This is a genomic window from Shewanella sp. KJ2020, assembly GCF_024197625.1.
Classification (GTDB): Bacteria; Pseudomonadota; Gammaproteobacteria; order Enterobacterales; family Shewanellaceae; genus Shewanella.
This window is the reverse complement of sequence record NZ_JAKUKD010000020.1, coordinates 18,765-42,591: the sequence shown is the minus strand read 5'-3', so window position 1 is coordinate 42,591 and position 23,827 is coordinate 18,765. Positions and strand designations below refer to the sequence as shown.

At 45.1% G+C, this 23,827-nt stretch carries 21 protein-coding genes; 6 read left to right on the top strand and 15 right to left on the bottom strand.

Translation table 11 applies throughout. The features are described from left to right. Positions 1 to 25 precede the first annotated feature (25 nt). The 5 genes from hemN to MJO46_RS12455 form a co-directional block, all read right to left on the bottom strand. Entirely contained in the window at positions 26 to 1,402 is a 1,377-nt protein-coding gene (gene hemN, locus MJO46_RS12475; RefSeq protein WP_301541976.1) for an oxygen-independent coproporphyrinogen III oxidase, read from the bottom strand. Between the two features lie 262 nt (positions 1,403 to 1,664). Then, a complete protein-coding gene (locus MJO46_RS12470; protein WP_253989575.1) occupies positions 1,665 to 2,132 on the bottom strand; it encodes a DUF2489 domain-containing protein in 468 nt (155 codons plus the stop codon). Between the two features lie 72 nt (positions 2,133 to 2,204). Continuing rightward, positions 2,205 to 2,759, bottom strand: a complete 555-nt coding sequence (yihI, locus tag MJO46_RS12465) for a Der GTPase-activating protein YihI (protein ID WP_253989574.1) — start codon at positions 2,757 to 2,759, stop codon at positions 2,205 to 2,207. Between the two features lie 90 nt (positions 2,760 to 2,849). Continuing rightward, positions 2,850 to 3,488, bottom strand: coding sequence for a class I SAM-dependent methyltransferase (locus MJO46_RS12460; RefSeq protein ID WP_253989573.1), 639 nt, complete (start codon positions 3,486 to 3,488; stop codon positions 2,850 to 2,852). A gap of 1,151 nt (positions 3,489 to 4,639) precedes the next feature. Then, positions 4,640 to 5,263 (bottom strand): cytochrome c, encoded by a 624-nt coding sequence (locus MJO46_RS12455; RefSeq protein ID WP_253989572.1) that lies wholly within the window; start codon positions 5,261 to 5,263, stop codon positions 4,640 to 4,642. Between the two features lie 169 nt (positions 5,264 to 5,432). On the opposite strand from MJO46_RS12455, the gene yihA reads away from it, so the two are divergent. Next, complete coding sequence (gene yihA, locus MJO46_RS12450) at positions 5,433 to 6,092, top strand: ribosome biogenesis GTP-binding protein YihA/YsxC (RefSeq protein WP_253989571.1); 660 nt, start codon at positions 5,433 to 5,435, stop codon at positions 6,090 to 6,092. A gap of 933 nt (positions 6,093 to 7,025) precedes the next feature. Here the strand turns inward: yihA and polA are convergent. Then, entirely contained in the window at positions 7,026 to 9,788 is a 2,763-nt protein-coding gene (gene polA / locus MJO46_RS12445) for a DNA polymerase I (protein ID WP_253989570.1), read from the bottom strand. A gap of 386 nt (positions 9,789 to 10,174) precedes the next feature. Here polA and elbB point away from each other — a divergent pair, with 386 nt between their 5' ends. Then, positions 10,175 to 10,831 (top strand): isoprenoid biosynthesis glyoxalase ElbB, encoded by a 657-nt coding sequence (gene elbB / locus MJO46_RS12440; RefSeq protein WP_253989569.1) that lies wholly within the window; start codon positions 10,175 to 10,177, stop codon positions 10,829 to 10,831. Positions 10,832 to 10,894: 63 nt separating this feature from the next. On the opposite strand, the gene glpG is transcribed toward elbB, so the two are convergent. From glpG to MJO46_RS12415, 5 genes are all read right to left on the bottom strand, one after another. After that, positions 10,895 to 11,734 carry a rhomboid family intramembrane serine protease GlpG gene (gene glpG, locus MJO46_RS12435; RefSeq protein ID WP_253989568.1) on the bottom strand — a complete coding sequence of 280 codons (840 nt, stop codon included), beginning with the start codon at positions 11,732 to 11,734 and terminating at the stop codon, positions 10,895 to 10,897. Next, positions 11,731 to 12,036: a thiosulfate sulfurtransferase GlpE gene (gene glpE / locus MJO46_RS12430; RefSeq protein WP_253989567.1), complete on the bottom strand. Its 306-nt coding sequence runs from the start codon at positions 12,034 to 12,036 to the stop codon at positions 11,731 to 11,733. The genes glpG and glpE overlap by 4 nt, the downstream gene beginning before the upstream one ends. A gap of 106 nt (positions 12,037 to 12,142) precedes the next feature. Beyond that, positions 12,143 to 13,168, bottom strand: a complete 1,026-nt coding sequence (gene tdh, locus MJO46_RS12425; protein ID WP_253989566.1) for an L-threonine 3-dehydrogenase — start codon at positions 13,166 to 13,168, stop codon at positions 12,143 to 12,145. A 22-nt stretch (positions 13,169 to 13,190) separates the two neighbouring features. Further along, positions 13,191 to 14,384 carry a glycine C-acetyltransferase gene (locus MJO46_RS12420; protein ID WP_253989565.1) on the bottom strand — a complete coding sequence of 398 codons (1,194 nt, stop codon included), beginning with the start codon at positions 14,382 to 14,384 and terminating at the stop codon, positions 13,191 to 13,193. 330 nt (positions 14,385 to 14,714) lie between these two features. Next, positions 14,715 to 15,362: a TetR/AcrR family transcriptional regulator gene (locus MJO46_RS12415; protein WP_253989564.1), complete on the bottom strand. Its 648-nt coding sequence runs from the start codon at positions 15,360 to 15,362 to the stop codon at positions 14,715 to 14,717. Between the two features lie 183 nt (positions 15,363 to 15,545). Here MJO46_RS12415 and waaA point away from each other — a divergent pair, with 183 nt between their 5' ends. Then, a complete protein-coding gene (gene waaA / locus MJO46_RS12410; RefSeq protein WP_253989563.1) occupies positions 15,546 to 16,811 on the top strand; it encodes a lipid IV(A) 3-deoxy-D-manno-octulosonic acid transferase in 1,266 nt (421 codons plus the stop codon). 13 nt (positions 16,812 to 16,824) lie between these two features. Here waaA and MJO46_RS12405 read toward each other — a convergent pair whose 3' ends face one another. Next, positions 16,825 to 17,580: a 3-deoxy-D-manno-octulosonic acid kinase gene (locus tag MJO46_RS12405; RefSeq protein ID WP_253989562.1), complete on the bottom strand. Its 756-nt coding sequence runs from the start codon at positions 17,578 to 17,580 to the stop codon at positions 16,825 to 16,827. A 98-nt stretch (positions 17,581 to 17,678) separates the two neighbouring features. Here MJO46_RS12405 and MJO46_RS12400 point away from each other — a divergent pair, with 98 nt between their 5' ends. The 3 genes from MJO46_RS12400 (at position 17,679) to MJO46_RS12390 (ending at position 20,991) form a co-directional block, all read left to right on the top strand. Next, positions 17,679 to 18,731 (top strand): glycosyltransferase family 9 protein, encoded by a 1,053-nt coding sequence (locus MJO46_RS12400; RefSeq protein ID WP_253989561.1) that lies wholly within the window; start codon positions 17,679 to 17,681, stop codon positions 18,729 to 18,731. A gap of 67 nt (positions 18,732 to 18,798) precedes the next feature. After that, on the top strand, positions 18,799 to 19,884 hold the full coding sequence (locus tag MJO46_RS12395; RefSeq protein ID WP_253989560.1) for a glycosyltransferase: 1,086 nt from the start codon (positions 18,799 to 18,801) through the stop codon (positions 19,882 to 19,884). A gap of 30 nt (positions 19,885 to 19,914) precedes the next feature. Continuing rightward, positions 19,915 to 20,991, top strand: coding sequence for a CDP-glycerol glycerophosphotransferase family protein (locus MJO46_RS12390; protein WP_253989559.1), 1,077 nt, complete (start codon positions 19,915 to 19,917; stop codon positions 20,989 to 20,991). 121 nt (positions 20,992 to 21,112) lie between these two features. On the opposite strand, the gene MJO46_RS12385 is transcribed toward MJO46_RS12390, so the two are convergent. The 3 genes from MJO46_RS12385 to MJO46_RS12375 form a co-directional block, all read right to left on the bottom strand. Continuing rightward, complete coding sequence (locus MJO46_RS12385; protein ID WP_198781814.1) at positions 21,113 to 21,508, bottom strand: adenylyltransferase/cytidyltransferase family protein; 396 nt, start codon at positions 21,506 to 21,508, stop codon at positions 21,113 to 21,115. Next, positions 21,501 to 22,262 carry a phosphorylcholine transferase LicD gene (locus MJO46_RS12380; protein ID WP_253989558.1) on the bottom strand — a complete coding sequence of 254 codons (762 nt, stop codon included), beginning with the start codon at positions 22,260 to 22,262 and terminating at the stop codon, positions 21,501 to 21,503. Before MJO46_RS12380 ends, MJO46_RS12385 begins: the two co-directional genes overlap by 8 nt. A 254-nt stretch (positions 22,263 to 22,516) precedes the next feature. Next, the gene (locus tag MJO46_RS12375; protein ID WP_253989557.1) at positions 22,517 to 23,587 is read right to left on the bottom strand and encodes a glycosyltransferase; all 1,071 of its coding nucleotides are present in this window, start codon (positions 23,585 to 23,587) and stop codon (positions 22,517 to 22,519) included. Between the last annotated feature and the right edge of the window lie 240 nt (positions 23,588 to 23,827).

The window sequence follows — 23,827 nt, the reverse complement described above, 5'->3', positions numbered from 1 at the left end:
TTTTTTATTGGAGTTGCGCTAAGCGTTAGATCACGCGGGAGAACTGTTGCTGACGCGCTTTTTGACGGTAGTAAAGGTCGAAGCACATACAGATATTACGGATCAGTAGGCGGCCCGTTGGGCTGATAGTGATTTTTCTGTCGACCACTTCAACTAATTTATCGTCGATAAAGGTTTGTAGTAGTTTCAAGTCTTCGGCGAAGTATTCTTCAAACTTAATCCCCAGTTTTTCATCCATTTTCGCCATATCTAAGTCGAAGTGGCAAATCAGCTGTTTAATCACTACGCGGCGGATTTCATCGTCACGGTTTAGGCTGCAACCTTTCCACAGGGCATGGCCGTCCTTTTCTATGGCTTCATAGTAAGGGCGGATATCTTTTTGATTTTGCGCGTAGCAGTCGCCAATTTGACTGATAGACGACACGCCAAGACCTAACAAATCACATTCTTCTTGGGTGGTATAACCTTGGAAATTGCGGTGCAGTTTGCCTTCACGTTGTAACTTGGCTAACTCGTCATCGGGTTTAGCAAAGTGGTCCATACCGATATATTGGTAACCCGCACCAGTTAAGGTCTCGATCGTTTGGTGCAACATTTCGAGTTTTTGCTTCGGTGAAGGTAAATGCTCGTCTTTGATCTTACGTTGAGCTGCAAAGCGCGCAGGTAAGTGGGCATAGTTAAATACCGACAGACGGTCAGGGGACAAATCTAAAACACGCTGCATAGTCGCTGCAAAGGTTTCTGGCGTTTGGTGTGGTAAGCCATAGATTAAATCTATGTTGGTCGACACAAAGCCCATGGCTTTCGCTTTGGCCATCAAGTCGAAGATAAATTGCTCATCTTGTTCGCGATTAACGGCAATTTGCACTTCTTTATTAAAGTCTTGGACACCGATAGAAATTCGGTTAAAGCCTGCTTCTTTCAAAGTGTCGAGCATTGATAGCTCAATCTCGCGAGGATCGACCTCAATCGAAAACTCACCTTCGGCGGCAAAGTTAAAATTAGCCTTGATTAAAGAGGTAAGCTTAAGAATTTGCTCTGGATTTAAGAAGGTAGGTGTACCGCCGCCCCAATGCATTTGGGTCACGCTGTAATGTTTAAACAGGGGCGCACGTTTGATAATTTCTTGGCTTAAATATTCAATGTACTGATCGGCTTTGTGTGGATGGCGGGTGATAACTTTATTACAGCCGCAGTAATAACAAAGCTTGGCGCAGAATGGGATATGAATATACAGCGACAGTTTATCGCTTTTGCTATTTTCAATGGCCGTCAGCAGGTTCTGTTCGGTGAATGAGTCATCGAACTCGAGCGCCGTTGGGTAAGACGTATAACGGGGACCGCTGTAGTTATATTTTTCGATCATCGATTGATCCCAGCTAATCTGAGTGGGCTGCTTCAAGGCGTGTCCTCCGAGGGTAAATTAGCAACAAGCGAAGTATGCAAGGTTCTTTAGTAAATAACCTTGATCTATGTTGTAAAAATGACGTCTGTCTTTTTAGAAGTTACGCAATATCTATCAAAAAAGTACGCTTGTCTGTCGGTATTTGGCGGTTTTGTGCGCAGGCTCACGGGAGGAGGGGCGTAAGATTGGTACGAGCTTTGTCTAGATGACTTCAAAACCACGGCAATAAAGTGGTCTTGAAGTCTAGAAATTCATTTGTTTAGTGCATCGCTTTGGGTTGGTACGCCGACAGTTTTTTCGCATCATCACTAATGCCTTGCTCTAATGCGGCTTCTGACTTCATTCTGATCAAGTCTAATTTCATCCTTTCCTGTTTAGGCAAGGCTTGACGAGCTTCCATGATAGGATGATCTTTAATTAACTCAAAGTGTTCGAATAATGCAGGAAATTCAGGTGCGACCCGTTCACTCAGGGATAAAATTTCAAATAATCGTCCAATTCTGACCACGCCTTCGGAGATCTCACAGCGGTCCTCAATCATAGCTGTAGCGATATAGCGAATATCATCTAAAACTTGGGCGCGTTTTGCATTTGCTACGGCTTCACGTTCCACAAGGGCTGCTTGCTGACGCTTTTTTTGCCGTTGCAACTTTAAGAGTAAGTAAGTGGCGTAGCTACTTAGCGCTACTATGATAAAAAAACCGAGAATGACAATGGCCGTAGACACAAAGACTCCTTATATGAATGGCATAGGGAGTACAGCTAAAAACTGAGTTCCCCATGCCCTAGCACTGAGAGGTTAGAACTTGTCTTGATAATCTTTTAGTAAGTCAGCGCCCGATTCGAATTTGTCGAATAACTCATCGTCAGACAAGGACTTAGCGGGTGATGAAGGTGCGTTATCATCCATATCGTCACTAATACCTAACTTAATCATCAGAGCTTCAATCTTATTCAGCTGTTGATCTAACCATTTCTGATCTGCATCGTTGAGATCGCGACCTTCTTCCAGCATATCGAGTAACTGGTTCAGTCTTGGATCTTCTTCGAGCTTCAGCAGTTTTTGCTCATCGGTTAATTTAGGCTGTTTAACCTTCGCTGTCTGAACGGTTTCTGCTACGACTGGAATCGCTAAAGCCACAGGCTTTTTACTGCCATGGCGCGGATCCTTTTTTTGCGCCGCATTTTGTTGGGGCGCTTGAGCCAAGATAAGACCTTCGTTATGACGACTGCCCGATTTATTGCCCGTTTCTTTACGTTTGCCTGTGGTTACAGCGCGATCTTGCTTCTTCACTCTTGGCTGTAACTTCGGGCTGTTCTCGCCGCCCTTGCGTGTTTTCTTGCTACGAGACATGGTTTTCTCAATTGTTTACAACGTGTGGCCTTGCAGATATGGAATCACCCTATCTACAAGGTGCTAAATTAGGTCGGGTGTTATACCAGATTATGATGTTTTTTGCATCAAAACGAGATCTTTCGCGGCAAATAATAGTTCAAAATGACTATTTTGAGCTAAGTGCTCAAAGGTTTGCCTTTGGTAGAAACTCACATGGGTAAGATTGTTCTTATAGTGCCACTTAGCAAACCCTTCCAAATCAACCAATAAAGGCGTACTTATTGCTAACCAGCCGCCTGGCCGGAGTAAGCGAGTGAGTAGATTCCATTCTTTGATGGGGTACTGAAAATGCTCAAACACCCGGTAGCAACAGATAAAATCATATTCTTGTTTTAGGGTGTCATGATCCGGCGCAAAAAAAGGATCGTATTGATTCAGAGTATGTCCCGCGGATTCGATGGTGGTCAGACTCGTTTGATCGAGTATGCGGCCAAAATTGAGTCCTAATAAGCTGCCGGCTTGATGATATTGCAGCTGTTCTAATAGTGGCAAAATAAACTGTGACAATTGCCGCTGCTTAGATGCGACCCTAGAGCGGCCATATCTTTGTTTTTCTGCTGCTGGGGGAAGATGGCTACTGGCATCTGCAAAGGTTAACCCGCAAGTCATACAAACATAAAAACTCCGTTTTTTATCCTGAAGGAGTATATAAGTTTGGCTGTTATGACAAAGGGGGCATCTGCGCATTGAGTCAGCTAGAAAGATTATTAAGGCGTTGATTGTACCAATTATATTGGGTTAGTGCACATTTTCGGCACAGGGGTGGATTGCAAATGACAATAAAGAAAAAGGCGGCAGTTAAACTGCCGCCTTACAAAGGGTGCATCTAGCACCTTATCCTGATTCCAAGTATCCATACTTGCTATGCGACTTTCCCGGTCGGTATCCTTCTTTTTTTTACTGCTTTCCCTGCAACATTTTAGTTATCGGTCTTCCAGACACTTAATTTATTTTCTGTCGCCATCCTGACCACAGTTTCCGTAGATGGTCTCAAGACACATCTTGTATAGCAGCGTCATCATTGACGTTAAGTTAACCATCCATGTTGTTTAAAGTACCTTCCAGTGATAACAAGCTTCCAGCCAGTGCATCCTAAGCTTATTAGCTTCCTTTGCTACAATTTGAATCATTCAAACTGTGTCCTGATGGGGCAAGTTACCCTGAGTGTAAGGCGTTTTGCTTAGCGCAAATTGGCGTTATCGGCCATCCCTTACAAAAATGTACTGACCTGGATTTCAACTCGAAATCACGACTCTTATTATTATTAGAGAGTGGTCTTAATTATATTATTGTTATTGAATATATTTATTCTTATATCTTGAATGTTAATTATACCGAAATCTGCACGTTATTATTAATCTTTTTGTACAAACAGATGGGTTTATCTCGGTACGGGGCTTATTAAACCCCAAATCTGTGATCTCTGTCAAGTAGGAATCTTAATCAGTTTACGTCAACGTAAACATGCTAGTGTGAAACCTAATGATAATGCCGTCTTTTCTGCAAAAATATCCCAATTTTCATCGGGTGTTTACAACATTCTTTATCCTAAAGTACGTTAAGTTCACGCTGAATTCTGCACCTTCCGGTTGTTTGGGGATAAACATGCGATTATTTATGAAATGACTTTTGGTGTTTGGCTGGTGGTACAAGGTTGTTGGAAGGAGAATGACTAAGCTAGCTAGCGATACTTTTTACGGAGAAGTATGACTAAAGCGGACAGGCAGAATGGAAAGGGGAAGTACCGCAAGAATGGTTTAGGTTATAAACCATTCTTGCGGGGGCTTGGTGGTCACTCAATCTCTTTGACTAAAGGGACTGAGCTACGCACTTGAGTGTTATTTCAAGCTAGATAGATACTTAGAAAGAGCGTCAATATCGCTGTCGCTTAACTTTTTCGCGACATCTTGCATCATGCCGTTGAGATCGTTATTGCGACCCGCATCGCGGAACTTAGTCAGTTGGATTTTGATATAGTTAGCGTGTTGGCCAGCTAAAGCGGGGAAGCCAGCAAGCTCAGCGCCTTTACCATCAGGACCATGGCATGCCATACATGCTGTAATACCACGCGAAACATCTCCACCTTTGTACAACTTGGCACCAAGCTCTGGTACATCTTTCACTTCTGCGACTTGTAAAGTTTGGCTGGAGAAATATGCGGTAATATCGAGAATATCCTGATCGCTTAGAGCAATCGACATGCCACCCATGATAGGATCCATACGGCCATCTTTGCCACCGGTTTGTGCGGCACTACGGAAGTCATGTAGTTGCTTTTGCAGGTAAGTGGCGTGTTGGCCCGCAAGCTTAGGATACATATCGATCATACTGTTACCGTCCATACCATGGCAGGCAGAGCAAACGATAATTTTAGTTTTTCCCGCTTCAGCATTACCTTCTGCAATCGCAGGTGAAGATATGGCGGCAACTACAACAGACAGCGCAAGAGCTAACTTTTTCATGGCGTTCCAACTTCTGGTTAAGATTATTATCCTGAGCTTACTAGGGTGACCCGCAAGCGTGGTAAAATATGTTTAATGTGATCGGGGTAATATTTTACACGAAAACGTGGAAAAGTAAGCAATTCTTCATTAATTATGGTATTGCGCAGAAAATATTTTGGAGTAAATAGTGACTGAATCTCATATAGATTTTCGCAGGGCGAAGTTTTTAATTAGTGCACCCGACATTGCACATTTGGATCAATATCTGCCCGGTGACGTTGGAGTTGAGATTGCTTTTGCTGGTCGCTCAAATGCCGGAAAATCAAGTGCACTCAATGCATTAACTGAGCAAAAAAACTTAGCAAGAACCAGTAAAACCCCTGGTCGAACTCAGCTTATTAACGTATTTGAGTTGGATGCGCAGCGTCGTTTAGTGGACTTGCCGGGCTATGGTTTTGCGCAGGTGCCATTGGCGATGAAAAATAAATGGCAACAAGCACTTGGGGAATATTTACAGAAGCGAGCCTGCTTAAGTGGTGTTGTTGTGTTAATGGACATCCGTCACCCGCTAAAAGATCTGGATATGCAGATGATAGAGTGGGCGGTTGCTAGCGAAATACCTGTATTGGCGTTGTTGACTAAGTCTGACAAGTTAGCACAAAGTGCAAAGATGAAAACCGTTAATGAAGTCCGTAAAGCCTTAACTGATTTTGGTGATTGGGTTCAAGTTGAACCGTTTTCATCACTTAAAGGCACTGGAAAACCTAAAGTGCTAAGCATACTGAATGAATGGTGCCATCCTCAGTGGTTGGCCGATGAACTAGATGCTGCAGGTAGTGCTGAATAGTTGAATTAACAGCATATATTGCTTAAAACCCATACACAGCTTAAATCGTAAATTTAGCTGTGTATGTGCATCTTCTACTCTTATCCAATCTTCCTTTCCCCAATCTATCTAGCTGCCACTGTTGTAAATTTCAGGCAAAAAAATAGCCGATAACTATGTCATCGGCCAAAAATATTAGCTCTTTTGGGGAGAAGCTAAATTCAACAAGACTCAAGCACCATTAAATACCTTTAATGGTTCTCAATGAAGACAGCATACATTGGATTTATCTTTTATTAAAGTAAATACTCTAAAAAATGCGTGCACTCAAAAAAAGAGCAAAAAAAAGCCTCAGCAAACAAGTTGCTGAGGCGCCAGAATTTGGCTCATCACTATAAGTGAAATAAAGGTCTGAAAGATAGAACATCTTAACCTCTGTACCCTACGCAGAGAATAATACGCTATTTATCTTTAAATGGAAAACAGTTTTTTCAAAAATGATGTAATTATGTGCGCTTGATCTCAGGTTATGAGCGAAAAAACACCTCAAATTGATCTGAAAGTTTCACAAAAAAGACTTAATTGGCTGATTTAACGGAATAATAAGAAATTTATATACGAAAAAGATCAATGTTTGAGATTTAATGTTTTTACTCTAAATTCGGCTGAGTGTTTTAGTGTGCGCATGAGAGAACAGCTGTTACGGCACTTTTGAGTATATACAATCTACTTGAGTGTCCTGCGATTGATGACGCGGAATTAGGAGACGCCAAGTACATTAGGTTTTTTGGCTATGAGTGCTTGGCTATATGAGTACTTGGTGATGATTGTGTGGCCGAGGGTAATGCCTGGCGCTGCTGACTAAAATACGAGTGAGCTAACCTGAACTCAAAAATTGCATTCAGGTTAGCTTTATCTTCTGTTCAATTAGTTTGGTTGTTGGATGTCGCAGGGTTAGTGAGCCTGATCCCAGTTATCACCAATCCCCGCCTCGGCCAGTAACTCGACATCTAAATTGGCTGCTTGGGCCATAAGTTCACAGACTCTTAGTTTGAGCGTTTCAGCCTTGTCGGCGTCGACTTCGAACACCAATTCGTCGTGCACTTGCATGATCATGGCGATTTCGCCTTGGGTTTCGGTTTTTATCCAATTGGCAATGCTGATCATGGCTTTCTTGATAATGTCGGCGGCGGTGCCTTGCATTGGCGCGTTAATAGCGGCTCGTTCGGCGGCTTGGCGGCGCATCGCATTACGATCACGGATCTCGGGTAGGTAGAGACGGCGGCCAAACAACGTCGAGACATAACCTAAGTCGGCGGCGCCGGCGCGGGTTTCCTCCATATATTTTAAGACACCTGGGTAGCGGGCAAAGTAAGTATCGATATAAGTTTGGGCCTCGTGGCGGGGAATATCGAGCTGACGCGCTAACCCAAAGGCCGACATACCGTAGATTAAGCCGAAGTTGACTGCTTTAGCCCGGCGGCGTTGCTCGGTTGTCACATCGTCAAAGTCGGTACCAAATACTTCTGCAGCCGTGGCTCTGTGAATGTCTTTTCCTTCGGCGAAGGCCTTGAGTAAACCTGCATCTTGGGATAAATGCGCCATGATCCTCAGCTCAATTTGTGAGTAGTCGGCGGCGAGTATTTTACGACCTTGCGGTGCGATAAAGGCTTGGCGAATGCGGCGCCCTTCCTCTGTACGAATAGGGATATTTTGCAGATTAGGCTCGCTCGAGGATAAACGCCCCGTGGCGGCATTGGCTTGATGGTAGCTTGTGTGCACTCTGCCAGTTTTGGCATTGACCATCAGCGGCAGTTTATCCGTGTAGGTACTCTTTAATTTAGTCAGGCTGCGGTGTTCGAGAATGACTTTGGGAAGTGGATAGTCTAATGCCAATTCGACGAGCACTTCTTCAGCAGTCGATGGTGCGCCCTTTGGGGTCTTTTTGGTGATGGGATAGCCCAGTTTTTCAAAAAACAGCACCTGCAATTGCTTGGGTGAGCTTAAATTGAACTTTTCGCCTGCAATATCATAGGCTTTAGACTCTAGCTCATCGATTTTACGCGCCAACTCTTCACTCTGTTGTCCGAGTAACATGCTATCGATTAATACGCCCTGACGCTCTATGTCCGAAAGTATTTGGATTAGAGGTAATTCAATGTCAGTGAAAACTGAGGCTAACTCGACTTCTTTCTCCAGCCTTGGCCAGAGGTGCTGATGCAAGCGCAGGGTGATATCGGCATCTTCGGCGGCGTAGGGCGCGGCGTTTTCCAGCGGAATTTGATTGAAGGTGAGTTGCTTAGCGCCTTTGCCTGCAATATCTTCAAAACCAATGTTTTTATGGCCTAAGTATTTGAGTGCAAGGCCGTCCATATCATGGCGCGAAGCGACTGAGTTAAACACATAGGATTCGAGCATAGTATCGAAAGCAACGCCCTGCAGTTTAATACCCGCATTGGCTAAGATGCTAATGTCGTACTTAAGGTTTTGACCGACTTTCTTGATCGTTGGATCTTCAAGAAGAGGGCGCAGTTTTTCTAGTGCAACGGTTTTATCGAGTTGAGTTGGCGCGCCAACATAATCATGGGCCAAAGGTAAATAGGCTGCTTTCCCCGCCTCAACGGCGAAGGAGATCCCGACTAGCTCCGCCACCATATAATCTAAGCTGGTGGTCTCGGTATCCACCGCCATTAAGTCGGCCTGCTTAAGCTTAGCAATCCAAGTGTCTAATTCTGCTTCCGTTAGAATACAATCGTATTGGGTTTCAAGCGTTTCGGATGAGGCGGATGTTTCCTCTGTTTCAACATTGGTGACGGCGGTTTGGGTAATTGACTTATTATCTAATACTTCTGCTAACCAGCGTTTGAACTCCATTTCACCATAACATTGGATCAGCTCATCTCTGTCTGCGGGTTTAACCGTGAGTTCATGCCAGTCTTGCTCGAGTTCAACATCGGTTTTGATGGTGGCAAGTTCATAGGAAAGTTTGAGCATTTCGGCATTTTCAATGATTTTTGCCGCCATGGTTTTTGCGCCCCTAAAGCCCAATTCAGTGACTTTTTCGGGCTCAGCAAGCAAATTGGCGACACTGCCAGCCCCGGTGAGCATGGCTAAGGCGGTTTTTTCACCGACACCGGGTAGGCCGGGAATGTTATCGGCCTTATCGCCCATCAGCGCTAAGAAATCGATAATTCTGTCTGGGCCAACACCATATTTAGCCGTAACTTCTTCTGGTCCCATGATGGTGTCCGTCATGGTATTGATCAGCGTGATATTGTCATCTACGAGCTGCGCCATATCTTTATCGCCCGTACTTATTAATACCGAGCGTTTTTCGAGGCTTGCTTGGCGGGCGATGGTTCCAATCACATCGTCGGCTTCAACACCTGGTATAGAAATAAGCGGCAATCCTAAGGCGCGAATAATGCGATATAAGGGCTCGATTTGTGAACGCAGATCATCGGGCATGGGTGGACGATGTGCTTTATATTCACCGTATAAGTCATTACGGAAAGTCTTGCCTTTGGCATCGAATACCACGGCGATATGGCTGGGCTGATAACGAGTCAATAGACTACGGAGCATATTGACTACGCCATAAACGGCTCCCGTTGCTTCGCCCTTTGAGTTTGTCAGATGAGGAGGCGCATAATAGGCGCGGTACAAATAAGAAGATCCATCCACAAGGACAAGTGGGTTATTGGCAATAGTCGGCATAGGTAATTTTCGTTTATCGATGACTTAGATGGCGGTTAGCATGCCACAGATGCACTATTTCAGCCACGGCAAATTGACTCTCAGCCTGTGGATAAGTCTGTGAGTGAAAAAGTCAACTGTGAATTATGGCGTTGTTTACGGCTTAGTGCGATATTTTTAAGTTGTTGATTTTTATATTTATAAAATATTTGTGTGAGTTCAATACTGTTTCTTGAAAAATCTTCCTGATTTGTGGATTTTTTATTGACTCCGTAAAATACATCTAAGGCTGGCTTAATTTTCACCGTCCGTCAGATTCGACGAATTAAGTTAGCACGATTTTTAATCAGATCAACCAATTTGTTTATGGTTTGTTAAAATCAAATGGCATAAGAAGGATATTTTTAATGAAAAAAATCGCAGTGTTACTCAGTGGGTGCGGTGTTTTCGATGGAACTGAGATCCATGAATCGGTTTTAACCTTATTGTCCCTGTCAAAGGCGGGCGCGAGCTACCAATGTTTTGCCCCCGATATTCAGCAGATGCATGTTGTTAATCATTTTTCCGGTGAGATTGATAAGTCGGTGCAACGTAATGTCTTGGTGGAGTCGGCACGCATTGCCCGCGGAGAAGTCAAAGCGACCACAGAGCTGGATATCGATGAATTTGATGCCTTGATCATCCCCGGTGGTTTCGGGGCGGCGAAAAATCTGTGCAATTTTGCCACTAATGGCAGCGAGTGTGAGGTAAACCCCTTAGTGGCTGATTTTATCAACGAGTTTATCTTGGCTAAAAACCCCGTTGGTTTTATCTGTATCGCACCTATGATGATCCCGCGCTTATATGGGCACGGGGCAAAGGGAACTATTGGTAATGACGTTGATACTGTGGCGGCATTTAATCTGATGGGTGGCGTTCATCAAGCTGCAACAGTGCACGATATTGTAATAGATGAAGCGAACAAGATAGTCAGTACACCCGCTTATATGCTTGCGGGGAATATTGCCGAAGCACATTCAGGTATCGAAAAGCTCGTCGCCAAAGTGCTGGAGTTGGCAAAATAAGTGGTGTCGCAATAGGGCCAAGATAACGCTTTATGTGGTTATCTTGGTCAGACGCAGAGATGCTTAGTGTGTGGCTTTACGGCTATCGAACAAACCTTGGGCTAAGCCGATAATGAGGCCGCCAATATGGGCGCCGTTTGCGACTGAAATGCCCAGCACGTCGGTAAAGCCTAATACTAACCAAATCAACATAAAGCCCATATAGGAAGGGGGTAGACCAATGCCTGCAGCAGGTTTACGCATTCCCATCACCCAGGTATAACCTGCGACAGCGTAGACGACGCCGGATAGGCCGCCAAAGTGAGGTCCGCTGACATAGTATTGAACGATATTAGGTAGAGTCCCAGCCACGAGCAATAAAATCAGCAGGGGCGCAGTGCCTATTCGAGTCTCGATTTTTCCGCCCAAATACCACCACCAGAGTAAATTGAAGATGATATGCATGGCCGAAAAGTGCAGCAAACTTGGGGTGAAAACGCGCCAGAACTGACTGAAATCTGCATTAGGTACAGCGCCAAAATAGGACAGTGCTTCATAGATTGGGTTCGCAAATCCTAAATTCATCGCCGCAAAAATAACGCTACAGAGTGCAAATATGATTAAGGTGATTGGACCGGCACCAGTAATAAATTGGGTAAAAAGCTGCAATGACGGTGCGCCATAATCGAGCTTAGTATGAGTATCGCCGTGTTCCCAAGAGGCCTGTAGATACTTGCTATCGTAGGGATGAGTAATAAAGTGGGCAAACTCTTTACGGGCTTGCTCTACATCTTTGTCGTGGATAACGAGAATGGCGACTCCTTGCATCAGCGGCTCAATTTGGCAGTCGATATGCTTACCCTTAAGGTAATCGACAAATGCCTGCGCGGCTCTGCTGTTTGGAAGTCGGCCAATCTCTATCATTCATTCGCCCCATGCCAGGCGCTAAAGCCGCCGTCTAGGCTGTAGACATCATCAAAGCCTTGCTCACAGAGATACTGCGCGGCATTTTGGCTGCTGATACCGTGGTAACACACCACAACCAGCGGCTTATCCATATCGGCTTGGCTAATAAATTGCGCTAGATTTTCGTTATTTAAATTGAATGCACCGTCAATGTGGCCGTTGCCAAAGCTATTGCCATCACGGATATCAACGATTTGCACTGGCTTTGACTCGGTCATTTGCACTAATTGATTAACACTTAAGTGTTTAAAGGAAGACATAATAAAACCTGAAATTGCTGAGAAACGGTAAGCGATGGGATAAGTGTGCAACAAGGGGCTGCGAGTGTACAGCCCCTATCTTGGTATGAGTTATCTCTGTAGGGGATTAATCCCAGCTGAGGATCACTTTACCCGATTGACCCGAGCCCATAGCCTCGAAGCCCTGTTGGAAATCATCAATCTTGTAGTGGTGAGTGATGATTGGAGAAATGTCTAAGCCAGATTGGATAAGGCTTGCCATCTTGTACCAGGTTTCGAACATTTCGCGGCCGTAGATGCCCTTAATGACTAAACCTTTGAAGATCACTTTGCTCCAATCAATCGCCATTTCGCCACCTGGAATACCGAGCATAGCGATTTTGCCGCCGTGGTTCATGGTATCTAACATGGCGTGGAAAGCCGACGGTACGCCAGACATTTCTAGACCTACGTCAAAACCTTCGGTCATGCCCAGTTCTTTCATCACGTCTTTGAGGTTTTCTTTCGATACGTTTACTGCACGGGTAGCCCCCATTTTACGGGCTAACTCTAAGCGGTATTCGTTAACGTCGGTGATCACCACATGGCGGGCGCCTACATGGCGACACACGGCCGCAGCCATAATGCCGATGGGGCCTGCACCTGTGATCAATACGTCTTCACCGACTAAATCGAAGGATAACGCTGTGTGCACGGCGTTACCGAATGGGTCAAAAATTGACGCTAAATCATCGCTGATATCATCGGGGATTTTAAAGGCGTTAAAGGCGGGGATCACTAAGTATTCGGCAAATGAACCTTCGCGGTTTACGCCGACACCTGAGGTGTTACGGCATAAATGGGTACGGCCAGCGCGGCAGTTACGGCAGTGGCCGCAGGTAATATGGCCTTCGCCCGATACGCGGTCACCAATGTTAAAACCACGAACCTCTTGGCCGATACCCACTACTTCGCCAACATACTCATGGCCGACAACCATAGGCACAGGAATGGTTTTTTGTGACCATTCATCCCAGTTGTAGATGTGCATGTCAGTGCCGCAAATCGCGGTCTTTTTAATCTTGATCAGCAGATCGTTATGGCCCATTTCAGGCTTAGGCGCATCGACTAACCAAATGCCTTTCTCGGCTTTTAACTTGCTTAGTGCTTTCATCTTCTTTATTCCTAAATGGGTCCTAAATAATCGCCATTTCTTTGGCAATACGGGTAAAGGCTTCAATCGCTTTGTCGAGTTGCTCACGGGTGTGGGCGGCCGACATTTGCGTACGGATCCGGGCTTGTCCCTTTGGAACAACAGGGAAGGAGAAGCCAATCACGTAGATATGCTCTTCTAATAAACGGTTAGCAAAATCGCTTGCCAGTTTTGCATCGCCAATCATCACAGGGATAATTGCATGGTCGGCACCACCTAAGGTAAAGCCTGCAGCTGACATTTTTTCGCGGAAATAACGGCTGTTTTCCCAAACCGCTTCGCGCAGGGCTTGGCCGGATTTGAGCATCTCTAATACATGGATAGAGGCTGTCACGATAGAGGGCGCTAATGAGTTAGAAAACAGGTAAGGGCGAGAGCGTTGACGTAACCAGTCGATGACTTCTTTTTTACCCGAAGTGAAGCCGCCCGATGCGCCGCCTAAGGCTTTGCCTAAGGTGCCGGTGATAATATCGACACGGCCCATTACACCGCAGTGTTCGTGGGAGCCACGACCGTTTTGACCAACAAAGCCCACGGCATGTGAGTCATCAACCATCACGAGAGCGCCGTATTTATCGGCTAAGTCACATACGCCTTTAAGGTTGGCAATCACGCCATCCATGGAGAATACGCCGTCGGTGGCGATCAAAATATTGCGCGCACCCGCTTCTTTCGCGGCGATCAGCTGAGTTTCTAAATCGGCCATGTCATTGTTGGCATAGCGGAAACGCTTGGCTTTGCATAAACGTACACCATCGATGATAGATGCATGGTTTAAGGCATCGGAGATAATTGCATCTTCGGCATCTAACAGGGTTTCGAACAGACCGGCGTTAGCATCGAAGCAAGAGGAATACAGAATCGTGTCTTCCATGGCGAGGAATTCACTCAGGCTAGCTTCTAGCTTTTTATGGATATCTTGAGTGCCGCAAATAAAACGTACCGACGCCATACCAAAGCCGTGGCTCTCTAAACCTTGCTGGGCGGCTTTGATCAGCTCGGGATGATTGGCTAGGCCTAAATAATTGTTAGCGCAAAAGTTAACAACTTCTTGGTGATTAACTTGAATGGCAGTCTGTTGCGGTGAGGCAATAATACGCTCGCTTTTGTATAAGCCTTCGGCTTTGATATCTGCAAGTTGTTGATTAATCTGTGCGTAGAATGAGGTAGAGGCCACCTGATATCTCCTTAGTTAACTTTATTCTGATTCTGGGAGTGGCGGCATTCTAACTCTAAACCTAATTGGCCTACAGACTTTTTTTCATGCAGCTTAGCCAGATAAATTAGTTTAGGGGTAAAGCCGTTATTACATTATAAAAACTAATGTGTAACATCAGTTAATCGTCATTTGAAAATACTGAGATTGACCTTTTCGAGTGACTTAGTGATGAAATGGTTACCTAGCGGGCAAAGGATTATCCTAATGGATTTGGCCGCCCGCACTCAGTGTTATGACTAATAAGTCTAGTCCCTAATGCGGGCTTCCCGTATAGGGGGTGGAGGATATTTAGCTAGGTTCTTGGTTGGCTAAGTCGTGATAATGCTGCTCTAGGCGCGTAAAGGTCGCGATGGACGTTGGTGTCGCATAGGCTTTGAAAATCATCAGTACCCTTAACACGCCTTCGTATAGGGTTGCTTTAGTGATGGTAGAGGTACTGGATTGAGTGAGTTGATAGCCAATCCAAAAGCTGACGATCATCTTGATTGTATCCGCGAGCGGGGTGATTTTGTCGGTATCGACGTTTAAAAAACCATCCTGTTTGAGCTGGTGCAGCACTTGGCTCGAACGGGTCAACACTTGTTGCTGGGCATGCAAGTAGCGCTTTTTTAACTCTTCATCGCGGGCGAGGATATCGGCAAGATTGGCGTACATAAAGCGAAATTGCCATAGGGTATAAAACATGGCATCGAAGTAGCCAATTAACAACTCCACATCCACTTGCTTACCTTCGTAGGGTTGAAACCCTGACTCGAGGTGATTTTCATAGAGGTTGAAAATGCAGCGAATAATGTCTTCTTTATTGCGAAAGTGATAATAAAGATTCCCGGGACTCATATTTAAGTGGGCGGCAATATGATTCGTCGTGATATTTCGTTCGCCGTGCTCATTGAATAGCTCCAGGCTGGCATAGATGATTTTGTCGCGGGTTTTCATAAGTTATCCAAATTGCGAGTGTAATTGAGAAAGCTAACCAACGACCGCCATACTGCTGGTAAATTATCCCTCATTTAAATCGTATCGAATGTTTGATTTGATGAACGAACAAAAATTCAATGTGATGGCTATTATGCTAACATTGCCGCTATTCATCAGGCAAAACCCATAAGCACGTTTTTTATGAATCGATTTTTTTACAGTGCGCTGCTTTATCTTTTATCCCCACTGCTCCTTGTCTATTTGGCTTTTCGCGCCATTAAAAGCCCCGATTACCTTGGCCGTTGGGGGGAGCGTTTTGGCTTAACGAGACTTAAATCGACGGATTTACTGATCCACTCAGTGTCTATGGGGGAAACGCTCGCGGCGATCCCGCTTATTCGCTTAATTCAGCAATCTCACCCTGAATTAAGTATCACAGTTACAACCAGCAGTCCTACGGGATCGGCAGAGGTGCGCAAAGCCTTTGGTGATTCGGTGCAGCATTGTTATCTACCCTTCGACCTACCTTGGTGTGTGAATCGGTTTTTACGCCAGTTATCCCCGAAATGGTGCCTGATTATGGAAACTGAGCTGTGGCCTAACTTAGTCGCAATTGCAGCCAAACGAGGCGTACGTTTGATGCTGGCCAATGCTCGGCTGTCGGCTAAATCGGCGGCGCAATATGCTAAGCGTCCAAAGCTCAGCCAGCCTATTCTGCAACGACTCGATGTGATTGCGGCGCAGACGCAAGTGGAAGCGCAGCGTTTTATCGAACTCGGTGTATCGCCAGACAGAGTGACAGTCTGCGGTAGCTTGAAGTTTGATCTCAGTATTACGCCCGAGCGTTTAGCCAATGCCAAGTTATTGCGTCAGACTTGGGGGCGCGAAACATCACCGATTTGGGTTGCGGGCAGCGTACATCCAGGTGAGTTTGACGCTATGCTCACAGCCCATAGGCAAGTATTAGCGCAATGGCCCGATGCTCTATTGATTATCGCGCCGCGACATCCGGAACAGTTTAACGCCGTTGCTCAAGTGGTTACGGCCCAAGGTTTTGAATCCGTTCGTCGCAGCGAAAATCAGCCCGTGACGCCTAAGACGCAAGTGCTGGTGGGCGATACCATGGGCGAACTGCTCACCTTTTATGGTGCCGCAGACCAAGCCTTTGTTGGGGGGACATTGATCGAAAACGGCGGCCATAATCCCTTGGAGCCTGTCGCTATGGGCGTGCCTGTGATGGTGGGGCCAAACCACTGGGACTTTGCCCAAATTACCCAAATGCTGGCGGATGCGGGTGGTTTGCGGATTGTTGGCTCTGCGCAAGAACTAGGGCTAAATCTTATCCAATACTTTGAAACCCCGTCACTATGCCAACAGGCGGCAAGTGCTGGTCTTGCCGTGGTGGAGGCGAATCGTGGTGCCTTGCAGCGGCAATTTGCGCTGGCGCAGTCCCTTATAAAGTCTTAATTCGGTTGGTAGATCAAGCGCTTGTTATTGTCGCTTGGTAGCCCCGTACTAGAGATGCCCAGTTATCAAGGTTAAAGGCAAGGCTTGGTAGCTTGCCTTGTTCTTTATGGAAGGAACGTAATAGTCTGTCTAGATTGGCTTTTTGCCATTGCGGGTTCGGTGTTTTTAATTCGCCCCGGTCGAAATCGATAAGATAGAAGCGCTCCGGCGTCATCGGCTGAGTCTGCGCGGGCTGGAGTAGAATATTCTTGGCATTGAGATCGGCGTGGCATACGCCACGCTGGTGGAATTGAGCAATAGTGGCGCCCAAGGCTTGCCATTGTTCTGTGCTCATTGCCCCTTTGCTGAGTTTTGCGACTAAATCTTCGGCGCCTGCGACTCGTTCGATAATGATATCGGCGCGGTAGAACAAGCCGTCACGCACTATATTGGCGGCAATGGGTTTAGGTACGGCAAAATCTTCACGATACAAAGTGTCTAGTAAGCGCAACTCACCCATGGCGCGGGTATTTTCAAGGCCTGTATAAAGGTAAGCGTCTTTACTGAATTTCTCCATTAAGCCGCCACGCCAATAGTGGCGTAATACCCAATGGCTAGCGCCAGATGCGACAAACCAAGTGGTATAGCGGCCCTTGGATGAGCCGACGACAGCCTCTTTAGCGCGCCAAAAATCCACCGAGAACCAAGCCGGAGTGATAGCCGTTGGCGTATCTTGGCAAAGCGCCATATGGCCTTGGGCGGTTTTTATGATCTGTATCTGAGCATTCATCGGAGAATTGTTGACTTAAGCGTGGCACCTCGGGCCATTCTACATTAAGATCCTTAGCTTGCGCCAAATAACCTTTAAAGCTACGAGCTTCAATCCCAATGAGTTTACATCCCAATAGTATGAATTCCCTTTGTTTACTGCGGCTATCGGCTATCGGTGACGTCTGTCATGCCGTGGCTATGGTGCAGGCGATTCAGCGGCAATATCCCGAGCTTAAGATTACTTGGGTAATAGGTAAGCTTGAATATCAATTATTGAAGCATTTACCCGGTATTGAGTTTGTTATTTTCGATAAATCTCAAGGCTGGCGTAGCTATTTTAACTTACGTAAGGCCTTAAAAGGCAGACGGTTTGATGTGCTGCTGCATATGCAGGTTGCCCTACGCGCAACCTTGGCATCCCTAGCCATCTCTGCAAAAGTACGCATAGGTTTCGACCGTGCCCGCGCTAAAGAAGGCCAGTGGTTGGTGACTAATCATAGGGTTGAGCCCTTAACTCATCCCCATGTGCTTGAAGGATTTATGGGATTTGCTAAGGCGATTGGGGTTAACGACCTCACGCCACAGTGGCATATTCCGGTGCCGATTGCGGATACTGAGTTTGCCCAGACGCAGATTAAGGATAATGAGAAAGTCTTTATCATTTGCGCCGCCGCCAGCAAAGCCGAGCGCAACTGGTTGCCCGAGCGTTATGCCGCCGTCGCGAGCCATGCGATTGCGAAAGGATTTAGAGTTATGCTCTGTGGTGGCCCAACTGCACTCGAAAAAGCCTTAGCCGAGCAAATTTTGCAGGCTTGTCCCGCTAAGATCGATAATTTAGTGGGTAAAACCAGTCTGACGCAATTATTGGCGCTGCTAAAACGCGCAAGCTTAGTGTTAGCGCCAGATACCGGTCCTGCGCATATGGCCGTTACCCAAGGCACGCCTGTTATTGGCTTATATGCCCATTCCAATCCTGGGCGAACCGGGCCTTATCTATCGCGGCAATATGTGGTGAGCGTCTACGATGAGGCGATGAAATCCCAGCATAGCGGCGAGGTAAAGTGGGGAACTCGTGCTAAGGGCGAGCATCTTATGGCATTGATCAGCGTTGACGCCGTAATTGAGAAGTTTGATCTGGCCGTTCAGCAGGGCTCAGTTAAGTCCTGTTAGATCTGGACTCAGGTATTTAACGGCCCCGATTTGCCGTGCGTTTTTAGATTATGTTAGGAGAGAAGTCATGCGGATAGCCATTGCCATCGACAGTTTAGCGGGCGGCGGAGCCGAAAAGGTCATGCTGACTTTAGCTAAGCAATTTATACACTTAGGGCATGAGCCGCATTTCTTAGTCATGGAGGATAATCAGTACTATGAAACTCCGGATAATTTGCCTGTTCATCAATGTTTTGTCCCTAAGGATAAAGATTTCGACCACTTTGGGCGATTAACTGCTTCGGTAAACAAGCTGCGGGCGAAAATTGCCGAGATTGAATCTCTGGTGGGTAAATTCGATTTATTCCTCTCGAATCTAGATAAAACCAATTTGATGATGACTAAAACGGGAGTGTCGCCACTCTATGTGATTGTTCATTCATCGGTTGAGGAAGAGTTGAGCCGCCAGTTTAAACTCGGCCCCTTCGCCTATTTTAAAAAGCTGAGAGCCAAAAAAGCCCTCAATGGCCAGCATTTAATTACCGTGTCTAACGGCATAGCAAAAGAGATTAAAGATAAAGGTCGTTTGCATCCAGCATCAATGCGAACCATCTACAATCCATTTGAATTTAATGAAATTGTTGCTCAGTCGCAGCAAGATAATCCTCAAATCCCTCAGGGTGATTACCTTATTCATGTCGGCCGCTTTGCTAAACAGAAACGCCATGATGTGCTGTTTGAAGCTCTGAAACTCACACAAAATCAGCTACCCGTGGTGCTTTTGTGCCATAACTACAAAAAAGCCATCAAAGCGGCGAAAAAGTTCGGCATTGAGAAACGCTTAATCATTCCCGGGTTTCAAAGTAATCCCTTCCCTTGGATAAAACGCGCTAAGGCACTCGTGCTCAGCTCAGATTTTGAAGGCCTGCCGACAGTCTTGATTGAATCATTAGCCTGTGGAACCCCAGTTGTTAGTACCGATTGCCCCCATGGACCGAGTGAGATTCTAACTGGGAATTTATCGCCCTATCTCGTGCCGCGCCGCGATCCTAAGGCGTTGGCAAACATGATCGATGAAGTGGTCAAGCAGCCACCATCCTTAGCGGAGGTTGAAATCTTGGCAAAGGTTGATGCGACCTTGATTGCCAAGCAATATTTGGCACTGGCAAAATAATTTAACCTTTAGCCTTGTAGGAGGATGCGGGTGGAAGAAGTCAAACAAGCGAAGAGACGTTACTTATTGTACATTGCACAGAATTATTCTTATGCGATGCTAAGACCCATTCTGCAAGTTATTTGGGATCGGGGCGATGAGGTCTGCTGGTTTTTAGAGGGGAAGGAGGTCGATCCTAAGTTTCTAAAGGCCGATGAGCGGCGCTTGCTGAGTATCGATGCCGTTAAAACTTGGAAACCCGATGCCGTGTTTGTTCCGGGTAATGTTGTGCCCAGTTTTATTCCTGGTGTAAAAGTTGGTGTATTCCATGGCTTTAATGCGGGGAAAATGAATCACAAGGGCCGTGAAGATCACTTCGAAATCCGCGATTGTTTTGACTTATATTGCACTCAGGGCCCGGCGACGACACTGCCTTTCCTCAAACTGGAGAAAAAGTTTGGCACTTTTACCGTCGCCGAAACGGGCTGGCCGGCATTAGACCCTCTTTTTCTTGAGAATAAAGATAATCCCTATATCAAAGCGGATGACCCAAGGCCAGTCGTACTCTTTTGCTCGACATTTTCCCCTAGCTTGACCTGCGCGCCCGCGGTATTTGAACAGATAAAAGCCCTGTCGCAAAAGAGCCAATGGCGCTGGTTGGTGCAATTTCATCCTAAGATGAACCCTAGGATTGTGGAGCAGTACAAGGCACTGGAAAACGAGAATTTACAGTTTGTTGAAACCGATAATGTGATCCCTTTACTGCAGGCTGGGGATGTGATGTTGTGTGACACCTCATCGATTCTGTTGATGTTTTTAATGCAGCGCAAGCCAGTGGTGACCTTTAAAAATCAGTCGCCGAAGGACCATTTGATTGATATCAGCCGAGTCGAAGAGATAGAACCCGCTTTAATGCGAGCGCTGAGCCGCCCCGAAGATTTGATGGTGCATATCCATGATTATTGCAACCAAATCCATCCAACGGGTGATGGTCTATCTAGCCAACGTGTTTTGGCTGCGACAGATGCCTTGATTGATAAGGGTACTGGTTGGCTGAAGCCTAAGCCTTTGAACTTGCTGAGACATTTTAAAATGCGCCGCAAGCTTGGATACTGGAAGCTGTTTTAGACTTAGCACGGTATGGACAATGCCATATGAGCCGAACGATTAGTATGTTCGGCTTTGGCTATGTTGAACTAAAATTTGTAGGATTTATCCTAATTTGAGCGTTTGGGATCTGAAAACAGTTTTATAATTTTCTCGCAATTTCAATGATTTCAGTTGTTGATATTGATGGCGTTCTCGGGAAGTAGACAACTTCACAAATATCCCTTAAATCATCGAAACGACCTTCCCAGTCATCACCCATTGCTAGGATGTTGGCTCGATAATAATTAATATAGTGACGCTTTTGTTCCAAAGACTCTTCAATAAAAACCTCGTTAACAAATTTTAACGAATTAATAATTTTCAAGCGACTGCATTCATCGTACAATGGGTAGCGATTTTTCTTTTTGAAATTCAAGGCGTCACTCGACACTCCAACGATTAGCTCAGAGCCTAATTGGGAACATTTTTCTAAGATATTAACATGCCCAATATGGAATACATCAAATGTTCCAAATGTAATTACCCTATTACCCATTATTATTCTCTCGATGAATATTAAACTCTATTTTTATAGGGTTATGGTGAACTCGCTCGCTCTCTTTGGGGATTTTCATATAATCACCATATTTTTCAGTGAGGTATCTCTCTACATTCTTGGGGCATGGCAATTCGATTGATTCAAATTTGAGCATTTGCAAAGGGTAAAGGTCCGTGAGGTATATAGCATCATTAAATGTGACGTTACCTATTTTCCCTGTGTCTACTTTATTGTGCTTTTTATATACCATATCAATTTTTTTAAAGAGAGCATCTTGGCAATGCTCCTTATAAAGCCATTGGTAAAAATAAGTTTTAAATTTACGGAAAAAACTTTTCTGCTTATATTCCGTCATAGATATTCTACGGAATTTATGTGAAAGGACTTTTATTTCATCCTGATCATTATTTGATTCACTTACATTATCCCAAGGGAATATGTCTATAAAAATCCCATGATTTATATTTTGATTTCTTTTTGAGTTTTCTATAAATAATGTGTTTTTATCTCGTACTTTTGCAAAATATAAAGGGTATTCTTTTTCAGTATAAAAATGCTGTATAAAAAGGTGTGAAGGTAATTTATGTTGAAGTTGTAAGAACCTTTCATAATCAGCCCTAGGCATTGCAATATCTATATCATCGTCCCAAGGGATAAACCCTTCATGCCTAACTGCACCAAGGGCTGTGCCGCCGATGGCGAAATAGGTAAGGTTCTCTTCACGGAATATTTTTTGCAGTTCCGATATCATTTGTATCTGATGTAACTGCACTTTTCTAACTAAATTCATAGACTAGATATTATAGAATAAGACGATGAATGGATTCTAATCTAAGTAGAGAGTTAAAAACACAAAAATGATTAACTTTCTATGGGTATATAATTCTTCGTTTGTAGTTGATGCATATGTTAGCTTTTTTTAAGCATTTTTATTTGTATGAATATTTATCAATAGCGGCTCTCTAACAAGCTCTCTTGGGATAGAGATATTATTAGAGAGTTGTATTACTCAGTTAACTTCAAATATTGCTGTGCAATATATTTACTATCAACGGCTTTGAGGATCGCAAGATCCTCAAGCGATGGCGGAGATGCCAGACACTCAAGTGCCTTCTGTGCTAATAATGCAGGTTGACGCACTGGTACTAAATACTTGGCTAGATGCCCGGTGAGGATTTCATTTGGGCCGTGCGGACAGTCAGTACTGACAACGGGGGTCCCGCAGGCCAAGGACTCAATGACTACCGTTGGTAGCCCTTCAAAATCGGAACTCAGCAGCATTAATTCTGCCTTGGCAATCCAAGCATAGGGGTTATGTTGAAACCCAGGGGTGATAATTCGGTGTTCAACACCGTATTTTTTAGCGAGCTTTCGGGCCTTGTTTGGTCTATTGCACAGCAGGACTAATTTGGGTGCCGTCGGCATGTCCCGTAGCGCCTTGAAAAGAATATCATGGCGCTTCTGGCGAGTGACTCGACCAACATGGATCATATAAGGTTCGTTGGGAATATCAGGGATAACCTCTTGAGCCTTATGCTTGATTTCGGCGAGTCGAAAAGGGTTGTATATGGTTTGCACGCTCTGGGGTTTTAGCCATGAGGTGGCTCTTAGCTCATCGGCAATACAATTAGAGACGGTAATAATTTTTTTACCGATCAGTGCTTTGGCTTTTTTCCAGCGTCGCCAAAAATGTACTGGACCGCGTTTTAGCTCCATCAATAATTCTTGCTTTAACGCACAGTGGCAGAAGTAGTAGCAAGGTTCAAAATTGCAGCCGGAAACAACAACATCACAGTCGGTCGAATTACTTAAAAACAGTGAAAACTTGCCGGTTTCCTCGACTTCTTTCACTTTCGCTTTGAGGCGCAGCCTTTGTTCATCTAACGACGTTTTTTGGCCTGCTTCAAATAGATAGTGAATGGTCACATTTTGAGGCGGCATAAAATCGCCTTCTTTGTGAAACACAAATAAGTGAACGTCTTGCCCTGCTTCCTGCAGCACTTCTGCCTGGGATAAGGCTATTTTGACTGTGCCGTTGGAGAAAAAGTTATGGCAAAAAATCGCGATTTTTTTCATAGGAATGCTCTTATTGCGTTGCTCTGTAAGCCGTTGCTTTCAATCAAGTTGTCTAAGCTACAACCGCGAGTAAAGACGGGGGCCATTTTGGGGATCCCCCTCTCTGCTAAGTGGCTGCATTATATCAGTTCATGCCTTTACATGGGCTTAATCCCAAGTATTCTTGCTATTTTTTAGTTTTTTATGGGTATTTAAAGCGGTTTTTGCCGTGATTATTCACTCGCTTGGCTAAAACGAGTA